This is a genomic window from Microtetraspora sp. AC03309 (assembly GCF_020826795.1).
Taxonomy (GTDB): Bacteria; Actinomycetota; Actinomycetes; order Streptosporangiales; family Streptosporangiaceae; genus Microtetraspora; species Microtetraspora glauca.
In genome coordinates this window covers 69,097-88,179 of the sequence record NZ_JADDIL010000028.1, presented here as the reverse complement: position 1 = coordinate 88,179, position 19,083 = coordinate 69,097, and the positions used below count along the sequence as shown (strand labels likewise).

The following is a 19,083-nucleotide window of genomic DNA, read 5'->3' as shown; positions in this document are numbered from 1 at the left end:
CATCGGATGGTTTACGTATTGGTTTACCTAACCGAAACATTGACCGTGCATGCGGTGGGCTGCGTTCACCTCCGGACCGGACATATGCGACAAAACGGTGCGTAGTACTCTCGTCACTGTACGTCGAGGGCCCCTTCGCAGGCGGACGCGTATGGCACCACACATGCGGACACCTGAGGTGAGGCCGTCAACCGGGGGTGTCTGCATGGATACATTGCGCCTCGTCCTGGTTTTCCTCCATCTCATTGGATTCGCCGCCCTGCTCGGCGGTTTTCTTCGCCAGATGCAGCTGCGAATGATGGTGATCGGCCGTCCCGTCATCATCGCCGCCGTCGCCCAGTTCGTCACGGGCGCCGCGCTCGTATGGGTCCGTACCGCGCTCGACATGTCGGTCGCCGACGCGAAGATGATCGTCAAGGCGGGCCTCGACCTGGCCATCCTGCTCCTGGCGGTCGCCGGAGTGCGGGCCAGGCCGCCGTGGATGTTCTACGGCGTCGGCGTCCTGGCCGCGGCGGCCACCGGAGTCGCGGTCTTCTGGGTCTGACCGGCACCGCGTGCCGGGGATCGGCCGATGCGATCTGTGCCGCACGCGCCGACGATGATGTGCGCCTCGTCCGCCCCTCGGCCTCAGAGGTAGAGGCCGGTGGAGGCGGTGGTCTCCGGTGCCGCGAGCCCGCGCCCCTCCCGGAGCGCGAACAGCTCCGCGAGGGTGGCTCCCTCCGGCCCGATGCCCGCCGCGCCGTACGGGGAACCGGACGCGCCGGACGCGGTGCCGGACGTGCCGTCCGACGTGATGAGCCAGGCCGCGGCCTCGTCTGGAGCCAGACGTCCGATCTCGATCTGCGCCAGGCATCGGCCCGGCCGGACCACCGCGGGGTGGAGCTGGTTCAGGTCCTCGTTCGTGGTGATCGCCACGAGGACGTCCCGGCCCTGTCCGAGCAGGCCGTCGGTCAGGTTGAGCAGCCGGGACAGGCCCTGACCGGTGGACTGCTTGGCCTCGGCGCGGATCAGCTCGTCGCAGTCCTCCAGAACGAGCATCCGCCAGCGGTGCTCCTCGTCGTGGTCGGGGCAGTCGCAGCCGACCGCCACGTCCATGAGGTATCCGGGGTTGTTGAACAGCCGCTCCGGATCGAGTACGCAGTCGACCTGGCACCAGCCGGCCCACTCGCGGGCGAGCGTACGCAGCAGAGTCGTCTTGCCGGTCCCCGGCGGGCCGTGCAGCAGGAGCAGGCGGCCGTTCACGTCCTTCGGCGTGATCGCCATGAGCTGGTCGAGCCGGGTCTTGGCGGCGCGCGGGTAGTTGGGCCTGATCCCGTCCCACGGGGAGGTCGTGATCGGCTTCGCGGAGCGGCGCTTGCCGTGGTCGGACAGCCACACGAAGCCCATCGCGACGTGGTCCTCGTCCTTGGCGACCGTGTCCTCCGCGCCGCGGGTCGCCTCGTCGAGCACCGAACGGGCCAGCTCCTCGCTGGTCGCGGTCACGGTGAAGGTGGCGGACCTGCTGCTGTAGCGGACCATCCGCAGGGTCCAGCCCTCGCCAGAGATCAGGCGTGACTCGTGACCGTCGCTGTGCTGGGCGACCCGGAGCACCCGCCCGCCCGTAGGGACCGTCGCGGCGTCCAGCCGGACCCGGTCGACGGTGGTGCTGCGGGACCACGGTTGCGTGCCCGTGGCGAACGGCGAGAGGGCGAGCGCGTCGATCACGTCGGCCGGGCTGTCACCGTCGTCGAGCCACACGTTCATCGGCAGCGGCTCGCGGGGTTCGGGGCTGGAGGAGAAGTCGACCTCCTTAACGATGGACATGCCTGCCATGATCCTCGTGCATTGTCGGCGTGTCGACGGATTTAGCACTGTTCGTCGATTACGTGTTCGCACCTCCCATCAGCACAACCACGATCCAGCCGGAGAACTAGGGTGGCGATCATGACGGCAGGACGATGGGCACTGGGCGGCGACTTGAACGTCGCGAGGATCGGGTACGGCGCGATGAAGCTGACCGGGTGGCCGAGGGGAGAGCGGCCCAGCCGGGACACGGCCCTGGCCATTCTGCGCCGGGCCGTGGAACTCGGGGTGAACCACATCGACACCTCGCACTACTACTCGCGTGACGGGGTGGCGGCCAACGAGCTGATCCGGGAGGCGCTGCACCCCTACCCGGACGATCTGGTGATCGTGACCAAGGTGGGCGCGCTGGTAGAGGGCTCCGATCTCGCCCTGCCGGCAGTGGAGAAGACCGGCCTCACCCCCGACAACCTGCGCCGTGGCATCGAGGCGAATCTGCTCTCGCTCGGCGTGGACCGCCTGGCCGTGGTGAATCTGCGGATGGGCGACCTCGACCGGACCGAGACTCCCTTGACCGCGCCCCTGGAAACCCTCCTCGCGCTGCGCGAGGAGGGCCTGATCCGGCACCTGGGCATCTCCAATGTCACAGCCGCCGAGTTCGCCGAGGCACGCAAGATCGCGCCGATCGCCTGTGTCCAGAACCCCTACAACCTGGCCCGCCGCGACGACGACCCACTGATCGACGCCTGCGCGGAGGCCGCCATCGCCTACGTTCCGTTCTTCCCGGTCGGTGGCTTCCAGCCGATCACGGCCGAGCACCTGGACGCGGTCGCCGCACGCCATCGTGTGACCGTGCCGCAGGTGGCCCTGGCCTGGCTGCTGGCCCGATCACCGAACATCCTGCCCATCCCCGGCACCGGCTCGCTCGACCACCTGGAAGAGAACATCGCCGCCAGCACGCTGAAGTTGAGTGCGGAGGACATCGCCGAGCTCGGGTAAGGGCAAGGCGACCTGTCCCCGCCGCGGCCGTCCTGACCGTTCCGCCCGGGATGACAGGTCGGTCGTTCCCTCCCTCGATCCACCATGGGGCCCGCGGGCCGTCATGGGGTCGGCGTCAGGCGGGCACCTTCCGCTGGAGGAACTCCAGGCGGTTGCCCATGGCGTCGTGGGCGTAGAAGCGGCGGTGGCCGGGGAAGTCGTCGTCCCAGACCACCTCGACACCGTGTTCCGTCAGGCGGGCGGCCAGGCCGTCGAGGTCGGCGACATGGATGCCGGGATGAGCCTTGCGAGCCGGCCGGAAGTCCTTCTCGACGCCCAGGTGGATCTCGACGGTGTCGGCCCGCACCCACAGCCCGCCGCGCGCGGCGAGCGCCGGCGGCTTGGGGATCTCGATCATGCCGAGCACGCCGACGTAGAAGGCGCGGCAGGCGTCCTCACCGCCGGGCTCGATCGCGAGCTGGACATGGTGCAGGCCGTAGCCGAAATCGGATACGTGGTCCGGGCCGTATCCCTTGCTGGAGATGGTGCTGGAGATGGTCTCCTCGGTCATGGGTTCTCCTCAGCGTTCGCCGGATCCGGTACGAGTCCGCATCAGAGATGACCTTCGCATGGCACGACATATTTCGCACATCCCCGATATACCTCTGGATGCCAGGTATCTCTGTGGAGACGCCGCGCATGTCGCATGTCGCATGTCGCATGTGCCATGCCAGGGCTGATATTTCGGTAGTTTGCCCGGTATGCGGACGATCGACTGGGTGGACGGCGCCATCGAACTCGTCGACCAGACCCGGCTTCCGGGGGACTGCGTCTTCCTGCGGATCGAGAGCGTCGCGGGCCTGATCGGCGCCATCCGGCGCCTTGCCGTACGCGGCGCGCCCGCGCTCGGCGTCGCCGGGGCGATGGGGGTCGCGCTCGCGGCGCGTACCGGCGAGCCGATCGACGCCCTCCGGGCGGCCAGGCCCACCGCGGTCAATCTCGCCTGGGGTGTCGACGAGGCGGCCCGGCACCTGCCGGACGCCGACGCCGTACTCGCGCGGGCCCTGGAGATCCGCGACGACGACATCGCCGCCTGCTATCGGATGGGCGCCCTCGGCGCCGACCTGGTACGCGAACTGACCGCAGGGCCGGACCGGTCCGGTGCGTCCGGTGCGTCCGGCGGCACGGGCGGGTTCCGCCGGATAAGGGTGATGACCATATGCAACACCGGCGGTCTCGCCGCGGTCGAGCGCGGCACGGCCCTCGGCGTCGTCCAGACTCTCCACGAGCGGGGCCTGCTCGCCGAGACGCTCGCGCTGGAGACCAGGCCGCTGTTGCAGGGGGCGCGGCTGACCGCCTGGGAACTGGGCAGGATGGGCGCGCCGCACCGCCTCGTCGTCGACGGGGCCGGGCCGTACCTGCTGGCCAGAGGAGCGGCCGACGTCGTGCTCATCGGCGCGGACCGGATCGCCGCCAACGGTGACACCGCCAACAAGATCGGCTCCTACTCCCTGGCGCTGGGCGCGCGGCGCGCCGGGGTGCCGTTCGTGGTGGTCGCGCCGGAGACGACGATCGACCCGGCGATCACCTCCGGCGACCGGATCGAGATCGAGGATCGGGGCCCCGGCGAGGTCCTCTCCATCCATGGCGTACGGCTCGCGCCGGAGGGGACGGGTGCCGCCAACCCGGCGTTCGACGTCACCCCGCACGACCTGATCACCGCCGTCGTCACCGACCGCCGGGTCATCCGCGTCGATCGCGGCGAGACGCCGTACGCGCCCGGGACGCCTGAACGCTGGCCCGCGGGGGAGGCGGCGGACCTCACCCTGTGACAGGGCCGCACTGTGACAGGGCCGCACTGTGACAGGGCCGCACTGTGACAGGGCCGCACTGTGACAGGGCCGCACTGTGACAGGGCCGCACTGTGACAGGGCCGCACTGTGACAGGGCCGCACTGTGAGGGCGGCGCGGGCGTCACGGGGCCTCGTGGGCGGTGCGATGGAACGCGGCACATCGACCAATTAGGGCGCCAGGAAAAATCTGGGAAACGATGTTATTTGCCAGGTATGGGGGTTAAGGTCTCTCTGCCAGTAATCCCCCGATCGTGTGCGCGTCCGCGATCGACCGCCGGTTCCGGTCCGATCCCGGGCAGGGACTCCGGCGCCTCCTGTCCGTCGTCGCTCACACGGGAGTACATCCGTGGCCATCGACCTCGTGTCCCGCGCAGAGTGGGGTGCCCGTGCCCCAAGGGGCTCCTACTCGCGGCTGACCTCCACAAAGGGCGTCAAGGTCCACTACACCGGAGGAAGGGTCGATCCGGCGATCGTGGACGACCACGCCCGGTGCGTCGCGGTCGTCAAGTCCATCCAGGGCTTTCACATGGACGGCAATGGCTGGATGGATATCGGATATTCAATGATCGCTTGTCCGCATAGAAAGGTATTTGTCGGGCGAGGTCCGCACAACCTGCCCGCGGCCAACGGGTCCGGCCTCAATTCCGGCCATTACGCCGTACTCGGCCTGGTCGGCAACTCCGGGTTGGTCGAGCCGCCCGAAGGCGTCCTGCACGCGATTCTCGACGCGGTCGACTACCTCCGGGCCCAGGGCGGTGCGGGCAAGGAGATCAAGGGCCACCGCGACGGCTATTCCACCGACTGCCCCGGCGCCGCCCTGTACGCGTGGGTCAAGAAGGGGGCGCCACGCCCGGGTGGCGGCGGGCAGGAACCGGATCCGGAGACCACTCCGAAGTGGCCGGGACGTCTCCTGAAATATCCGCCCATCATGCGGGGCGACGACGTACGCGACTGGCAGCGGCAGATCGCCCGGCTCGGCTACACGATCGAGGTGGACGGCGCGTACGGCCCCGAGTCCACGGCAGTCTGCGTCCGCTTCCAGAAGGACAGGAAGCTCGACCCCGACGGCGTCGTCGGGAAGCTGACCTGGGACGCCGCCTTCACGCCGCTGCCCTGACCGGGCGGCGAGGCGGCCTCGCTCTCGGCCTCGCCGGGGATCCCGGTCGCCCGCCGGTCGCCCGCGGATCATCGCCGGCGGCCCGCGATGTGAGACGTCCCCTCCCGGACATCGGGACCCCGGATAATTGTTCTGGAGGCCGTGCGCCTAGCATCCCTCGCATGACGGTGCCGCCTCTTGAAGTCGCCGCAGCGTTCCCGCCTGGCACGCGGGAGCAGTGGCGCACGCTCGCGCTCGGAGTCCTCCGGAAGTCCGGTGTCCTCGCCGAGGACGCCGCGCCCGCCGCCGCGGAGGAGGCGCTGTCCTCCACGACGTACGACGGCGTGACGATAGCCCCGCTCCACGACGCCTCCGACCTGCCCGGCGCCCCACGCGTCGTCCGGTCCGCGGGCCCATGGGGCGTACGGCAACGCCACGCCCACCCCGACCCCGCGGTCACCAGGGAGGCCGTGCTCGCCGACCTGGAGAACGGTGTCACCTCCATCTGGCTGGACCTGTCCTCCCTCGGCCCCGAGGCGCTGCCCCGGGTGCTCGACGGCGTGTACCTCGACCTCGCCCCGGTGGTCCTCGACGCGGGCGACCGGGCGGCTCCGGCGGCGACCGTCTTCCTCGACCTGCTGGCCGAGCGGGGCGTGACCGCCCCCGGCGGCAACCTCGGGCTGCCCGCGCCCGTCACGGGCACCCTCGATCCGGCCGTCGCCACGCTCGTACGGCGCTGCCTCGCCGAGCAGCCGGCCCTGCGCGCGTTCGTCGTGGACGCCCTGCCGTACCACGACGCGGGCGGCAGCGACGCCGAGGAACTGGGCTGCTCGATCGCCACGGGCGTCGCCTGCCTTCGTGCCATGACCGACGCCGGGATCTCCGTCGAGCAGGCGCTCGGGCTGCTGGAGTTCCGTTACGCGGCGACCGCCGACCAGTTCATGACGATCGCCAAGCTCCGGGCGGCCCGGCGGCTGTGGGCCAGGGTGGCCGAGGTCGTGACGACGACCGCGACGACCACGACGACCACGACGACCACCGGCGGTCCCGGTGAACAGCTCCAGCACGCGGTCACCTCGTCGGCGATGATGACCGCGAGGGACCCCTGGGTGAACATGCTGCGCACCACGCTGGCCTGCTTCGGCGCCGGGGTCGGCGGCGCGGACGCGGTGACCGTTCAGCCGTTCGACGCCGTCCTCGGCCTGCCCGACGCGTTCGCCCGGCGCATCGCCCGCAACACCCAGTCGCTGCTGCTGGAGGAGGCGGGTGTGGCCCGCGTCCTCGACCCGGCCGGCGGCTCGTGGTACGTCGAGCGGCTCACCGCCGATCTGGCGGAGCACGCCTGGGCGTGGTTCCAGGAGATCGAGCGCGCGGGCGGGATGGCCGTCGCGCTGGAGCGGCTCGTCCCCGAGCGGCTCGCGGCCACCCGCGCCGCGCGCGCGGACGGAGTGGCGCACCGCCGCGACCCGATCACCGGGGTCAGCGAGTTCCCCCACCTGAGCGAGAAGCTGCCGGAACGCGAGCCGGGCCCCGGCCTCGCCGTGGCGGGCGCGGCCACGGAGGTGGGCCTGCCCCGGATCCGGTACGCCGAGGAGTTCGAGGCGCTGCGCGACCTGGCCGACGCCAGGGACGAGCGGCCCACCGTGTTCCTCGCCACGATCGGCCCGGTCGCCGTGCACACGGCCCGCGCGTCGTTCGCGGCCAACCTCTTCGCGGCGGGCGGCGTCGCCACCGTGACCAGCGGGCCGGGAACCGACGCCACCGCGATCGCCGAGGCGTTCCGCGACGCGGGCACGCCCGTCGCCTGCCTGTGCTCCAGCGACCGGCTGTACGGCGAGCACGCCGAGGCCGTTGCGGCGGCTCTCCGCGAGGCGGGGGCGACGCGCGTCTGGCTCGCGGGCAAGGGCGAGTATGAGGGAGTGGACGACCGTGTGTACGCGGGATGCGACACGCTCGGCGTGCTCCGCACCACCTTCGACGACCTGGGAGTGAACCGATGAACATTCCTGACTTCTCGGGAATCGACCTGGGATCCGCCGCGGGAGCCGCACCGGACGTCGACGGCCGGGCGTGGGAGACGCCGGAGGGGATCGAGGTCAGGCCGTTCTACACGGCCGATGACCTCAAGGGGATCGACTTCCTGGAGACCTACCCCGGTATGCCGCCGTACCTGCGCGGTCCGTACCCGACGATGTACGTCAACCAGCCGTGGACGATCCGCCAGTACGCCGGGTTCTCCACGGCGGAGGAGTCCAACGCGTTCTACCGGCGCAACCTCGCCGCCGGGCAGAAGGGCCTGTCGGTCGCGTTCGACCTGGCCACGCACCGGGGCTACGACTCCGATCACCCCAGGGTCGCGGGCGACGTCGGCATGGCCGGCGTCGCGATCGACTCGATCTACGACATGCGACAGCTCTTCGACGGGATCCCCCTCGACAGGATGAGCGTGTCCATGACCATGAACGGCGCGGTCCTGCCGATCCTCGCGCTCTACATCGTGGCCGCCGAGGAGCAGGGGGTGGCACCCGAGAAGCTGGCCGGGACCATCCAGAACGACATCCTCAAGGAGTTCATGGTCCGCAACACCTACATCTACCCGCCGGGCCCGTCGATGCGGATCATCTCCGACATCTTCGCGTACACCTCGCAGCGGATGCCGAAGTTCAACTCGATCTCGATCTCCGGCTACCACATCCAGGAAGCCGGGGCGACCTGCGACCTGGAGCTGGCCTACACGCTCGCCGACGGCGTGGAGTACCTCCGCGCCGGTGTGGCCGCGGGCCTGGACATCGACGCGTTCGCGCCGCGCCTGTCGTTCTTCTGGTGCATCGGCATGAACTTCTTCATGGAGGTCGCCAAGCTCCGCGCGGCCCGGCTGCTCTGGGCCGAGCTGGTTCGCGGCTTCGGCGCGAAGAACCCCAAGTCGCTGTCCCTCCGCACGCACAGCCAGACCTCCGGGTGGTCGCTCACCGCGCAGGACGTGTTCAACAACGTCGTACGGACCTGCGTCGAGGCGATGGCCGCGACCCAGGGCCACACCCAGTCGCTGCACACCAACGCGCTGGACGAGGCGCTCGCCCTGCCGACGGACTTCTCGGCCCGGATCGCCCGCAACACCCAGCTCCTGCTCCAGCAGGAGTCGGGCACCTGCCGGGTGATCGACCCGTGGGGCGGCTCCTACTATGTCGAGCGGCTCACCAACGATCTCGCCGCCAAGGCGTGGGGCCACATCCAGGAGGTCGAGCGGGCCGGAGGCATGGCCCGCGCGATCGACCAGGGACTGCCCAAGCTCCGCATCGAGGAGGCCGCGGCCCGCACCCAGGCGCGCATCGACTCCGGCCACCAGCCGGTCATCGGCGTGAACAAGTACCGCCCCCAGGCCGACGAGCCCATCGAGGTCCTGAAGGTCGACAACACGGCCGTGCGCGAGCAGCAGCTCGACAAGCTCCGCAGGCTGCGCGCGGAGCGCTCGCAGGCCGACGTCGACGCCGCCCTCGCCGCGCTGACCACGGCCGCCGCGCAGGGCGGGAACCTGCTGGAGCTCGCCGTGGACGCCGCGCGCGCCAAGGCGACCGTCGGTGAGATCTCCGACGCCCTGGAGAAGGTGTTCGGACGGCACGCCGCGGAGATCCGTACGATCTCGGGGGTGTACCGGGAAGAGGTGGGCGAGAGGGTGGACGACGTCCGCGCGGCCTGCGCCGAGTTCGAGAAGTCCGAGGGGCGCCGCCCGCGCATCCTGGTCGCCAAGATGGGCCAGGACGGGCACGACCGGGGCCAGAAGGTGATCGCGACCGGGTTCGCCGACCTCGGCTTCGACGTGGACGTCGGCCCGCTGTTCCAGACGCCGGAGGAGGTCGCGCGCCAGGCCGTGGAGGCCGACGTGCACATCGTCGGCGTCTCGTCCCTCGCCGCCGGGCACCTCACGCTGGTCCCGGCGCTGAAGCGGGCGCTGGCCGACCTCGGCGCGGACGACATCATGATCGTGGTCGGCGGCGTGATCCCGCCCGGCGACTTCGACGCCCTGCGTGAGGCCGGGGCGGCGGCGATCTTCCCGCCCGGTACCGTGATCGCCGACGCCGCGCTGGACCTCCTGCGCGCCCTCTCCCACGCCTGATGACCGAGAACCAGCTCAACGACTACGTCAACGGCGTGCTCGCGGGGGACCGGCGGTGGATCGCCCGGTCCATCACGCTGGTGGAGTCCACCCGCGCCGACCACCGTGAGCTCGCCCAGCGCCTGCTCGCCGAGCTCACCCCGCACGCGGGGAAGGCCCGGCGGGTGGGCGTCAGCGGCGTGCCCGGAGCGGGGAAGTCCACGTTCATCGAGGCCCTCGGCACCCACCTCACCGGTCGCGGGCACCGGGTGGCGGTGCTCGCGGTCGACCCGTCGTCGAAGCGGTCCGGTGGCAGCATCCTGGGCGACAAGACCCGGATGGCCCGGCTCGCCACGGACCCGAACGCCTTCATCCGGCCGTCGCCCACGGCGGGGACGCTCGGCGGCGTCGCCACGGCCACCCGGGAGGCGATGGTCGTCGTCGAGGCCGCGGGCTACGACATCGTGCTGGTGGAGACGGTCGGCGTCGGCCAGTCGGAGACCGCCGTCGCCGACATGGTCGACACGTTCCTCCTCCTCACCCTCGCGCGTACGGGCGACCAGCTCCAGGGCATCAAGAAGGGCGTGCTGGAGCTCGCCGACGTGATCGCTGTCAACAAGGCCGACGGCGAGCACGAGATGGCCGCCCGCCGGGCCGCGCGTGAGCTCGCCGGGGCACTCAGGTTCCTCCGCTCGGGTGAGACGGCCCCCGTCCTGACCTGCAGCGGCCTGACCGGCGCGGGCCTCGACGAGCTGTGGAAGCACGTCGTACGCCATCAGGAGGGCGTCGACCTCGCGGGCAAGAGGCGCCGCCAGCAGGTCGAGTGGACCTGGGCGCTGGTGCGGGACCGGTTGCTCGCCCGGCTGCACGAGAAGGCCGGGCCGATCGCGCCCGAGATCGAGCGGCAGGTCCTCGACGGAAGCCTCACGCCGAGCCAGGCGGCGGACCGGATCCTCGCCGTGTTTCCCGGTGCGGTCGGGGATATGTGACGAGCGGGTCGCCTCGTTTCCTCCGAGGTGTTAGATACCGCTACCCCTGGGTGAGTACCGCCGTCCGCGCGCGGCTTTCGGTCCAGAGTGCCGTGTGAATATGGCCCCGTTAGCGATTACGGGGAGGCACGATGCATCACGACCCGTTGCTGCCGCCGCCGGTGGCGCGCGCGTTGGAGGAGTACAGGCACCTGCTGACCGAGCACGGGATCACATGGGGGGAGCCGCCGCTCGACTACGTCCGGATGATGACGTTCCTTCGGTTTCCCGAGGAGGCGGACCGGATGGACATCGGCGCCGACCTCGACGCGGCCTTCAGGGACGTGCTCGGCGAGACCCTGCCGGACGGGCTCGTCGCCCTCCGGCTCACGCCCCACGGCCACCGCTTCGAGCCGGGGGCCGTACGCGCGGTGGTGGCCGCCGAACCTCTCAGGGTCGTGCTCATCGTCGACTCCTCGCGCGAGGCCGCGACCGCCGTCGAGGTGGACGGCACGCCGTACGAGATCCGGGCCCGGGGGGCCCTGTTCGTGGACATCCGGAGCGACTCGGTCGTGACCGTGGACGGCGAGCCGGTCGACCTGTCCCCGCTCCGGCGGCACGCCGTACCCTCGCGGCTGCGGCTGCGGGCCGGCTTGCCGTGCCGCTGGAGCGTGACATCGGAGGGCGGCCAGGGGTGGTACCCCGAGGGCGCGCCGCACCGCGTCGACTACCACGGCAGTCCGTTCTTCCACGGCGACGACGTCGTCCTCGACGTCCCCGCCGAATCGCTCACCGTCCGGGTCACCCGCGGCATGGAGTATGACCGCGCCGAGGTGACTCTCGTGCCCGAGCCGTGGCGGGAGACGCTCGTCGAGCTGACCCCCGAGCGGATCTACGACGCCGCCGCGCGCGGCTGGTACGGCGCCGACCTGCACGTCCACCTCAACTTCGCCGGTGACCTCGTCGCCCCGCCCGCCGCCGCCGCGTTGATGCAGCACGGCGAGGACCTGCACGTGCTCAACCTCGTCGCGGGCAACGTGTCGGGCGAGCGCGTCTACGACCGGGAGGCGCTCCAGCACTGGGCCGGACGCGACCTTCCCTGGTCGGACGCCGGTCACATCGCCCGGATGGGCGTGGAATACCGCAACGACCTGTTCGGGCACGTCCACGCGTTCGGGGTGACGACCCCGCCGGACCGCTTCCACACCGGCTTCGGCGGCGACACCGACTGGCCGCCGAACGCGACCGCCTGCGGCGAGATGCGGGAGACCGGGGCGGTGCTCGCCTACGCGCATCCCTTCCACGTTCCGATCACCTCTCCGGAAGAGATCATCGGTGAGGGGCGCAGGAACTGCTCGGCCAGGGCGGTCGTGGTCGACGCGGCGCTCGGCCTCGTGGACGGCATGGAACTGCTGCACTTCTCCGACATCATCGGCACCGCGGAGGTCTACCGGCGGCTGATCGGCGCGGGCAACCGGCTCGCCGCGCTCGCCGGGACCGACAGCATGTTGTCGTTCACCCGCCAGGAGACGGTCTCCAGCCCGCTCGGCTGGGAGCGCGTCTACGCCCGGCTCGACGGTCCCCTGACCGCTGAGGCGTACGCCGAGGCCATCCAGCGGGGCCGTACGTTCGTGACCACCGGCGCGTGGCTGGAGCTGAGCGTGGACGGTCGCCAGATCGGCGACACCCTGGACCTGTCGCCCGGCGACCAGGTGACGATCCGGGCCACGGCGATCGGGCCCGAAGTGGAGCGGTTGGAGATCCGCACCGCCGACGGCGTACTCGCCGAAGGAGGCGGCGGCGAGCTGACCGCGGCGCTCACCGTGACCGAGCCGACCTACCTCGTCGCGATCGCCTCCGGCGGCAGGCACCCGAGATCGCTGCACCGGCAGGTCTACGCCCACACCAGCCCGATCTATCTCGACGTGGCCGGACGGCACGTCGCCCGCGCCGACGACGTCCGGTGGTGCCTGCACTGGCTGACCCTGCTGGAGGAACTCGTACGGGGGCAGGCCCGGCTGGACGGCGAGGGACAGCTCCGCGACCATCTCGACCTCGTCGAGAAGGCGCGCGCGGTCTACCGTTCCCGGCTCTGACGGATCTTCCCCGACGGATCCGCTGGGCTCACTCCGTGGCGAGGGCCTGCGCCATCGCCCTCGCCACGGCCATGGCCCCGGCCAGGCTCTCCTTGCCGCCCATGAGCCGGGACTTGCGGGAGTTCAGCGGAGCGCCCTTCGGCCGGTCGGCGCCGTAGAACTCGACGGTGACGACCACCGGACCGTACAGCGCGGTCACCTGGCCGATGCCGGCGTGCACGGTGGGCGTCCGGTTCGTCCGGTACTGGCGGAACGCGGCGTCACCGAGGCCGGTGACATCGGTTGACCTGTACCAGAACAGGCTGTCGGTGATGCCGCTTCCGGCCCACTTCCTGCCCTTCGCCCGCTGGTCGACGAACTGGTTCTTCGCTCCCTTGGGATCCTCGGCGCCGACCCGGTTCGTGAAGCGCTGGACGGTGACGAACATGCCGCGCATCCGCGCCTTCGCGCCCGCGGCGAGGTCGCGGTTCAGCCAGGCGCACTCGACCGTGGTCGAGGCGCCGTCCTGCGTCTGCGTGGCCTTCGGCGTGGCACCCGGCGCGTAGCGCAGCGCGACCGGCGACGCCGTCGAGCACTCGGCGGGCAACGCGATCGCCGAAGGAGACGCCGAGGGGGCGGCCGACGGCGACGCGGCCGGGGTGGGGGCCGCGCTGGACACGGTCGAGTCGACGGGGGCGGTGGCGCCGCCGGCGTCCCGCCAGGCCGCCACGGACACGGCCACCTCGCCGAGGACCCCGGAGACCTCGCGGAGCGCGTTCTCCTCCGTCACGCCCTGGGAGCCCTCCATGGACAGGATCGGGGCGTCCTTGCGCTGCTGGCCGGCCTGGTATTTGACCTGGATCACGATGTTGCCGACCCGCCCGATCCCCTGGCCGAAAGAGTACTTGTTGCTCTTGGCGTCCCGCGCCCAGGTGTAGCGGGCGAACGCCTCCTCGCCGACTCCGGGCAGCGTACGGACCTTGGAGCTGTAGTTCTCCCTCGTCGAGTGGGTCTCGGCGTACTTCCCCGAGGTCAGCTCGGCGTCGTAGAAGTTCCTGGCGACGCGGAGTGCGGTCAGCTCACCGTCCGCGTCGTACCGGGTCAGCTTGACCTCGATGCTGCGTGACCTGATGTACTCCCCGAACGAGAAGTTGTCGTTGCGCAGGGTGCAGATCCACGTGATGTAGCCGCTCGCGTCCTGCCGGTCCCAGGTGTCCCTTGTGGTCGTCGCCTGGGGGACCAGCCGCTCGACCGTGGCCTGCTTCGGCATGGCGCACGCGTCCGGCGGCGCGACCGACGTCCGTGCCGGGGAGGCCGCACCCGCCGCGCGTTTGTCCGCGCCCTGCCCCGGCCCTTCCTCCGAGCGGAGTACGACGAACGCGGCGACCGCCCCGGTGGCGGCCAGCGCGGTGACGGTGGCCACGACCGGAACCACCCAGCCCCGGCGGCGCCGCGTGTCCCGCGAGATCGGCCCGACCAGCGTGTGCTGCCTGATCTGCTGGGGGTGCCCGAACTGTTGAGGATGCCCGATCTGCTGGGGGTGGCCCGTCGGCGCGGTCGGCCCGGCCGTCCTGTGGCCCGGCCCCCCGGCCGCCGCCGGATGGGTGGGGCCGTGCTCCTGGCTGTCCATCTGTCTCCTCGGGGATCAGCTGCGGCCGATCGCGTCCGCGGCGAGTCTCGCGGCGCGTTCCGCCGTACGCCGGGCGGCCGGGGTCACCTTCGGGCCGTCCAGCCGGTGGTACTCCACTTCGGTGATCAGGTTGTCGGTGCGGAACCAGACCGTGCTGGTGGTGGACTTCTGGAAGGCGTTCGAGACGTCCTGGGCGAAGGCTTCGTCGCCGGTCCCGCGCACGTCCCGGACGGCGTACGTGGTCTCGGGGAAGGCGGTTCCCCGCATGGAGGCACGCGCGGAACGGCGGCCGGAGAAGGACAGGCGGGCGGCGTCCGGGCCGCTGCCGCCGTCCCGGGCCTGCTCGGCCCTGAGCCGCACGGTGATCGTCCGCCAGACGATCCCGTTCTTGCGGAACCGCCACGCGCACTCGCCCGCCACGGTCGCGGTGTCGGTGGGGCCGCCGAGGAGCTCGCCCGCCTGGGCGTCGGTGAGCAGCCCGCACGGTCGCGGAGCGGTGGGGAAGCGGCCCGCGTCCGCCACGGCTTCCGGGCGGAGGGCGAGCCAGCCGACCGCGCCGGTGGCGACCAGGGCGAGCAGTGCGCCGCCCGCGATCAGCGCCGGTTTCCGCCGCGCGGGCGGCGCCTGCGGCGAGGCAGACGGGACGGACAGGGTCGGCGGTGCGGTCAGCGGTGCGGTCGGTGGATGCGGTGACGGCACGCCGACGGTCATCTCCCGGGTCGTCCCGCCTCGGGAGGCGATCCCGCGCAGGGTCTCCCGTACGGTCTCGGGGGACGGGCGGGCCGCCGGGTCCTTGGCCAGCATGGCGAGCAGGAGCGGGCCGAGCACGGGACCGGCCCGCATCGGCGCCGGAGGATCGTGGAAGAGGACCGCGGCGGCGACGGCGGCGGGCAGGTCACGTTGGAACGGAGCGCGTCCCTCCACGGCCGTGTAGAGGGTGGCACCCAGCGACCACAGATCGGACGCGGGAGTCGTGGGCGCTCCGGAGAGCCGTTCCGGCGCCGCGTATCCGGGCGAACCCGCCGAGGCGAACGAGGCGGTCGGCTCGGCCTGCCCGGCGTCCCCCGCTTCCCCGGAACGCTCGGGCGACGCGGTCGGGACGGCGATGCCGAAGTCGGCGAGCATGGCCCTGCCGTCCTCGTCGAGCAGCACGTTGGCGGGCTTGACGTCCTGGTGCAGGATGCCCTGGGCGTGCGCGGCCGAGAGGGCGCCGAGGACGCGCAGGCCGATCTCGGCGACGTGGTGCGCGGGCAGCGCCCCGTCGCTCCTGATCGCCCGGTCCAGGGACCGGCCGCCGACCAGATCCATCACGATCCACGGCCGGCCTCCGTCGAGTACGACGTCGTGGATGACCACGATGGCCGGATGACTGAGCCGCGCGGCGGACCGGGCCTCCTGGATCGCCCGCCCGCCGAAGGCGCGCCTGGCGTCCTCGCCCAGCCCGGCCGGGACGCGGACGTCCTTCACGGCGACGTCGCGATGGAGCATCTCGTCCCTGGCCCGCCACACGGTCCCCGCGCCGCCTTCGCCGAGAGTCTCCAGCAGGCGGTATCGGCCGGCCAGCAGCACGCCGCTCATCCCTTCGCGCGCAGCGCGGCGTCGGCCATGCGGGCGGCGGTGAGCGTCGCGCTGCGGATGTCGTCGTCGGTGGGCGTCGTGGACAGCGTCGCGTAGGCGGCCTCGACCACGAGGTCGCCGACACGGAAGAGCACGACGCCGGCGTAGGCGTGGCCCTGCCGCGTCGCGAACTCGTAGGCGAGGGCCTCATCCCCGACGCCGTCGACGGTCCGGGGCGTGGTCTGCGTGAACGTGATCGGCCGGGTCTGCCCGATCTCCTTCCAGGTCCAGTCGCCCTTCTGGCCCTTGGCGTACTTCTTGGCCAGGCTCTCGAAGAGGAGCCGCGAGGACTCCTCGGTCATGGCCCAGGGGTCGGGCGTGTCCGAGTCCTTCTTGGGGATCAGGCTGACACCCTCGCCGCTGACGGTCCATTCACAGCCCGCACCGGATGCCCTGCCCTTCGGGGCGGGTGCCGTACGGATGAGCTGGTGGACCTGGTCGCCGGTGAGCAGGGAGCAGAAGTCGACGGGGAGGGTGAACGACGGCGGCCCCGCCTCGGCGTCGCCAGGAATCACCACGAGCGTCACGACGAGGGCGGCCGCGGCCGCCACGGCGACACCGGCGCCGCCCAGGATCCAGCCCCGCCGGTCGGCCCATGACCGCCCCGTCGCGCCCGCATGCCCCGCCGGCGCGGCGGGCCCGGCCTGCCGGCCGGGCGCGGTCGAGGCGTTCCGTACGTCCGGGAAGCCCGGCTGGGCATGCGGGCCGGGTGACACCGGGGCGTACGGTGCGGGGGAGCGACCTTCGGCGACATCGGTGAGCAGGCGCTGCGCGGTCGCGGTGTCGGGCCTGGCCGCCGGATCGCGGTCCATCATCCACGTCACCAGCGGTCCGAGCGTGCCCGCCCGCCGGGGCGGCGGGGGAACCCTGCTCGTGAGCGTGGCCTGGAGCCGCTCGACCGGAGACCCGCCGTACGCGGGCCCGCCCTCGGTGGCCAGGTACAGGGTGGCGCCGAGGGACCACAGGTCGGAGGCCGGACCGCCGGCCGCGCCGTCCAGCCGTTCCGGCGCGATGAAGCCCGGTGAGCCGATCGTCGCGTCGGCGGCGGTCAGCGTGGCATGGCCGTCCAGCTTGGCGATGCCGAAGTCGGTCAGGACCGCGCGCCCGTCGTCGCTGAGGAAGACGTTGGCGGGTTTCACGTCCCGGTGCTGGACGCCGTGCGCGTGTGCCTCCCGGAGGGCGTCGAGGACCTGCGCCCCCAGCCAGGCGGCCCGGTCCGGAGGAAGCGGCCCCCGGTCCTTGACCTCGTCGGCCAGCGTGCGGCCACGCAGCAGCTCCATGATGATCCACGGCCGTCCGTCGTGGACGAGCACGTCATGGAGGGCGACGATGCCGGGGTGCCGCACCTGCGCGGCGGCGCGCGCCTCGCGTACGGCGCGTTCGACGGCTTCGGCACGCTGCGCCTCGTCGAGGCCGTCGGGCAGGCGGAGCTCCTTGACCGCCACCTGGCGTTCGAGCATCTCGTCCCACGCCAGCCAGACCGTGCCCATCCCACCGCTGCCGAGGGGACGGCGCAGGAGATAGCGAGAGGCGAGCCGTCCCCCAGAAGACTCGGGCATATCGGGAGGATAGTGGATGGAGTCGATGTGAACGTCGGGTTGGGAGTGACTGAAGCGATCCTGTTAGGCGTCCCACGTGGCGGGGCCGACAGGACCGGACCCGCAGCTGCCCACCCCATGAGACGAGCCGCGTCAGGTGAAGAGCGCGCGCCCCCAGTAGTCACCCGCGTCGGTCACGCCGGGCGGGCAGGCGTACAGGCCGCTGGAGACGTGCTTGATGTACTCGTTGAGGGCGTCCTTGGCGGCCAGCTCCCGCTGGATCGGGACGAACTGCTTGTGCGGATCCCGCTGGTACGCCATGAAGAACAACCCCGCGTCGAGACGTCCCAGGCCGTCGGTGCCGTCCACGAAGTTGTAGCCGCGCCGCAGCAACCGGGCGCCGCCGTGGATCGAGGGATGCGCGAGCCGTACGTGGGAGTTGTCGGCGATCACCGGCTGTCCGTCCGATCCGGCCTTCGCGAAGTCGGGTTCGTCGAACTCCGCCGCGCCGGTCAGCGGCGCTCCGGCGCCCTTGTTCCGCCCGAAGATCGCCTCCTGCTCGGACAGCGGGGCGCGGTCCCAGGTCTCGATGTGCATCCGGATCTTGCGGGTGACCAGGTAGCTGCCGCCGTCCATCCAGGCCGGGCCGTCGCCGGCGGCCGCCCACAGGTGGTCGCCCAGCATCTCGGTGTCCTCGAGCTTGAGGTTGGCGGTGCCGTCCTTGAAGCCCATCAGGTTGCGCGGCGTCGCCTGGGCCCGGGACGTCGAGGACGTACGGCCGAAGCCGAGCTGGGAGTAGCGCACCGACACCTTGCCGAACCCGATCCTGGCCAGGTTGCGGATGGCGTGCACCGCGACCTGCGGGTCGTGGGCGCACGCCTGGACGCAGATGTCGCCGCCGGAGATCTCCGCCAGGATGTCGTCGCCGCGGAACGCGGGCAGATCGGCCAGGGCGGCCGGCTTCCTGTCGGCCAGCCCGAACCTGTCGTCGAACAGCGACGCGCCGAAGCCGATCGTCAGGGTCAGGCCGGAGGCGGGCAGCCCGAGGGCCTCGCCCGTGTCGTCCGGCGGCGCCTCGGGGTCTCCGCCGACCGCGCCGAACGTCCCCGCGTCCTTGCCCTGGGTCATCCGCGCGGCGGCGGACGTCCAGTCCTGGAGCAGCTCGACCAGCTCGGCCCGCTTGTCCGTCGTCACGTCGAACACGACGAAGTGCAGGCGGTCCTGGGCGGGGGTGACGATCCCCGCCTGGTGGGCCCCGTAGAACGTGACCGGATCGGACGTCGACGCGGCGTGCGCCGCCCCGGGCAGGTCCACGACCAGGGTGCGGGTCGCCACCGCGCCCGCCCCGACCGCGGCCACGCCGGCCGCGCCGAGTCCGAAGAGCTTCCTGCGGCTGATGTTCATGCCCTGCTCCGTCCCGAACGGCTGTCGCCGATGGTCCTCACGTGCCGAC

The 19,083-nt window shown here is 71.8% G+C and carries 14 protein-coding genes; 8 read left to right on the top strand and 6 right to left on the bottom strand.

Annotated features, from left to right (window positions below; translation table 11 throughout):
- Window positions 1-205 precede the first annotated feature (205 nt).
- A complete protein-coding gene (locus IMZ11_RS18605) occupies window positions 206-544 on the top strand; it encodes a hypothetical protein (protein WP_228643123.1) in 339 nt (112 codons plus the stop codon).
- 83 nt (window positions 545-627) lie between these two features.
- On the opposite strand, the gene IMZ11_RS18600 is transcribed toward IMZ11_RS18605, so the two are convergent.
- Complete coding sequence (locus tag IMZ11_RS18600; protein WP_228643121.1) at window positions 628-1,803, bottom strand: DUF5925 domain-containing protein; 1,176 nt, start codon at window positions 1,801-1,803, stop codon at window positions 628-630.
- Between the two features lie 120 nt (window positions 1,804-1,923).
- On the opposite strand from IMZ11_RS18600, the gene IMZ11_RS18595 reads away from it, so the two are divergent.
- Entirely contained in the window at window positions 1,924-2,781 is an 858-nt protein-coding gene (locus IMZ11_RS18595) for an oxidoreductase (protein WP_228643118.1), read from the top strand.
- A gap of 115 nt (window positions 2,782-2,896) precedes the next feature.
- Here the strand turns inward: IMZ11_RS18595 and IMZ11_RS18590 are convergent, their stop codons facing one another.
- Window positions 2,897-3,331 carry a VOC family protein gene (locus tag IMZ11_RS18590; protein WP_228643116.1) on the bottom strand — a complete coding sequence of 145 codons (435 nt, stop codon included), beginning with the start codon at window positions 3,329-3,331 and terminating at the stop codon, window positions 2,897-2,899.
- Window positions 3,332-3,521: 190 nt separating this feature from the next.
- Here IMZ11_RS18590 and mtnA point away from each other — a divergent pair, with 190 nt between their 5' ends.
- From mtnA to IMZ11_RS18560, 6 genes are all read left to right on the top strand, one after another.
- Window positions 3,522-4,592, top strand: coding sequence for an S-methyl-5-thioribose-1-phosphate isomerase (mtnA, locus tag IMZ11_RS18585; RefSeq protein ID WP_228643114.1), 1,071 nt, complete (start codon window positions 3,522-3,524; stop codon window positions 4,590-4,592).
- A gap of 367 nt (window positions 4,593-4,959) precedes the next feature.
- Window positions 4,960-5,730 carry an N-acetylmuramoyl-L-alanine amidase gene (locus IMZ11_RS46245; protein ID WP_228643112.1) on the top strand — a complete coding sequence of 257 codons (771 nt, stop codon included), beginning with the start codon at window positions 4,960-4,962 and terminating at the stop codon, window positions 5,728-5,730.
- A 161-nt stretch (window positions 5,731-5,891) separates the two neighbouring features.
- Complete coding sequence (locus IMZ11_RS18575; RefSeq protein ID WP_228643110.1) at window positions 5,892-7,709, top strand: methylmalonyl-CoA mutase family protein; 1,818 nt, start codon at window positions 5,892-5,894, stop codon at window positions 7,707-7,709.
- A complete protein-coding gene (gene scpA / locus IMZ11_RS18570) occupies window positions 7,706-9,823 on the top strand; it encodes a methylmalonyl-CoA mutase (RefSeq protein ID WP_228643108.1) in 2,118 nt (705 codons plus the stop codon). Before IMZ11_RS18575 ends, scpA begins: the two co-directional genes overlap by 4 nt.
- Window positions 9,823-10,791, top strand: coding sequence for a methylmalonyl Co-A mutase-associated GTPase MeaB (gene meaB / locus IMZ11_RS18565; RefSeq protein ID WP_228643106.1), 969 nt, complete (start codon window positions 9,823-9,825; stop codon window positions 10,789-10,791). Before scpA ends, meaB begins: the two co-directional genes overlap by 1 nt.
- 131 nt (window positions 10,792-10,922) lie before the next feature.
- Window positions 10,923-12,866: a CehA/McbA family metallohydrolase gene (locus IMZ11_RS18560; RefSeq protein ID WP_228643104.1), complete on the top strand. Its 1,944-nt coding sequence runs from the start codon at window positions 10,923-10,925 to the stop codon at window positions 12,864-12,866.
- Between the two features lie 28 nt (window positions 12,867-12,894).
- On the opposite strand, the gene IMZ11_RS18555 is transcribed toward IMZ11_RS18560, so the two are convergent.
- The 4 genes from IMZ11_RS18555 to efeB form a co-directional block, all read right to left on the bottom strand.
- Window positions 12,895-14,475: a hypothetical protein gene (locus IMZ11_RS18555; protein WP_228643102.1), complete on the bottom strand. Its 1,581-nt coding sequence runs from the start codon at window positions 14,473-14,475 to the stop codon at window positions 12,895-12,897.
- Window positions 14,476-14,490: 15 nt separating this feature from the next.
- A complete protein-coding gene (locus tag IMZ11_RS18550; protein WP_228643100.1) occupies window positions 14,491-16,053 on the bottom strand; it encodes a serine/threonine-protein kinase in 1,563 nt (520 codons plus the stop codon).
- Window positions 16,050-17,651 (bottom strand): serine/threonine-protein kinase, encoded by a 1,602-nt coding sequence (locus IMZ11_RS18545; protein ID WP_228643098.1) that lies wholly within the window; start codon window positions 17,649-17,651, stop codon window positions 16,050-16,052. The genes IMZ11_RS18550 and IMZ11_RS18545 overlap by 4 nt, the downstream gene beginning before the upstream one ends.
- A 132-nt stretch (window positions 17,652-17,783) precedes the next feature.
- Entirely contained in the window at window positions 17,784-19,034 is a 1,251-nt protein-coding gene (efeB, locus tag IMZ11_RS18540; protein WP_228643096.1) for an iron uptake transporter deferrochelatase/peroxidase subunit, read from the bottom strand.
- Window positions 19,035-19,083 lie beyond the last annotated feature (49 nt).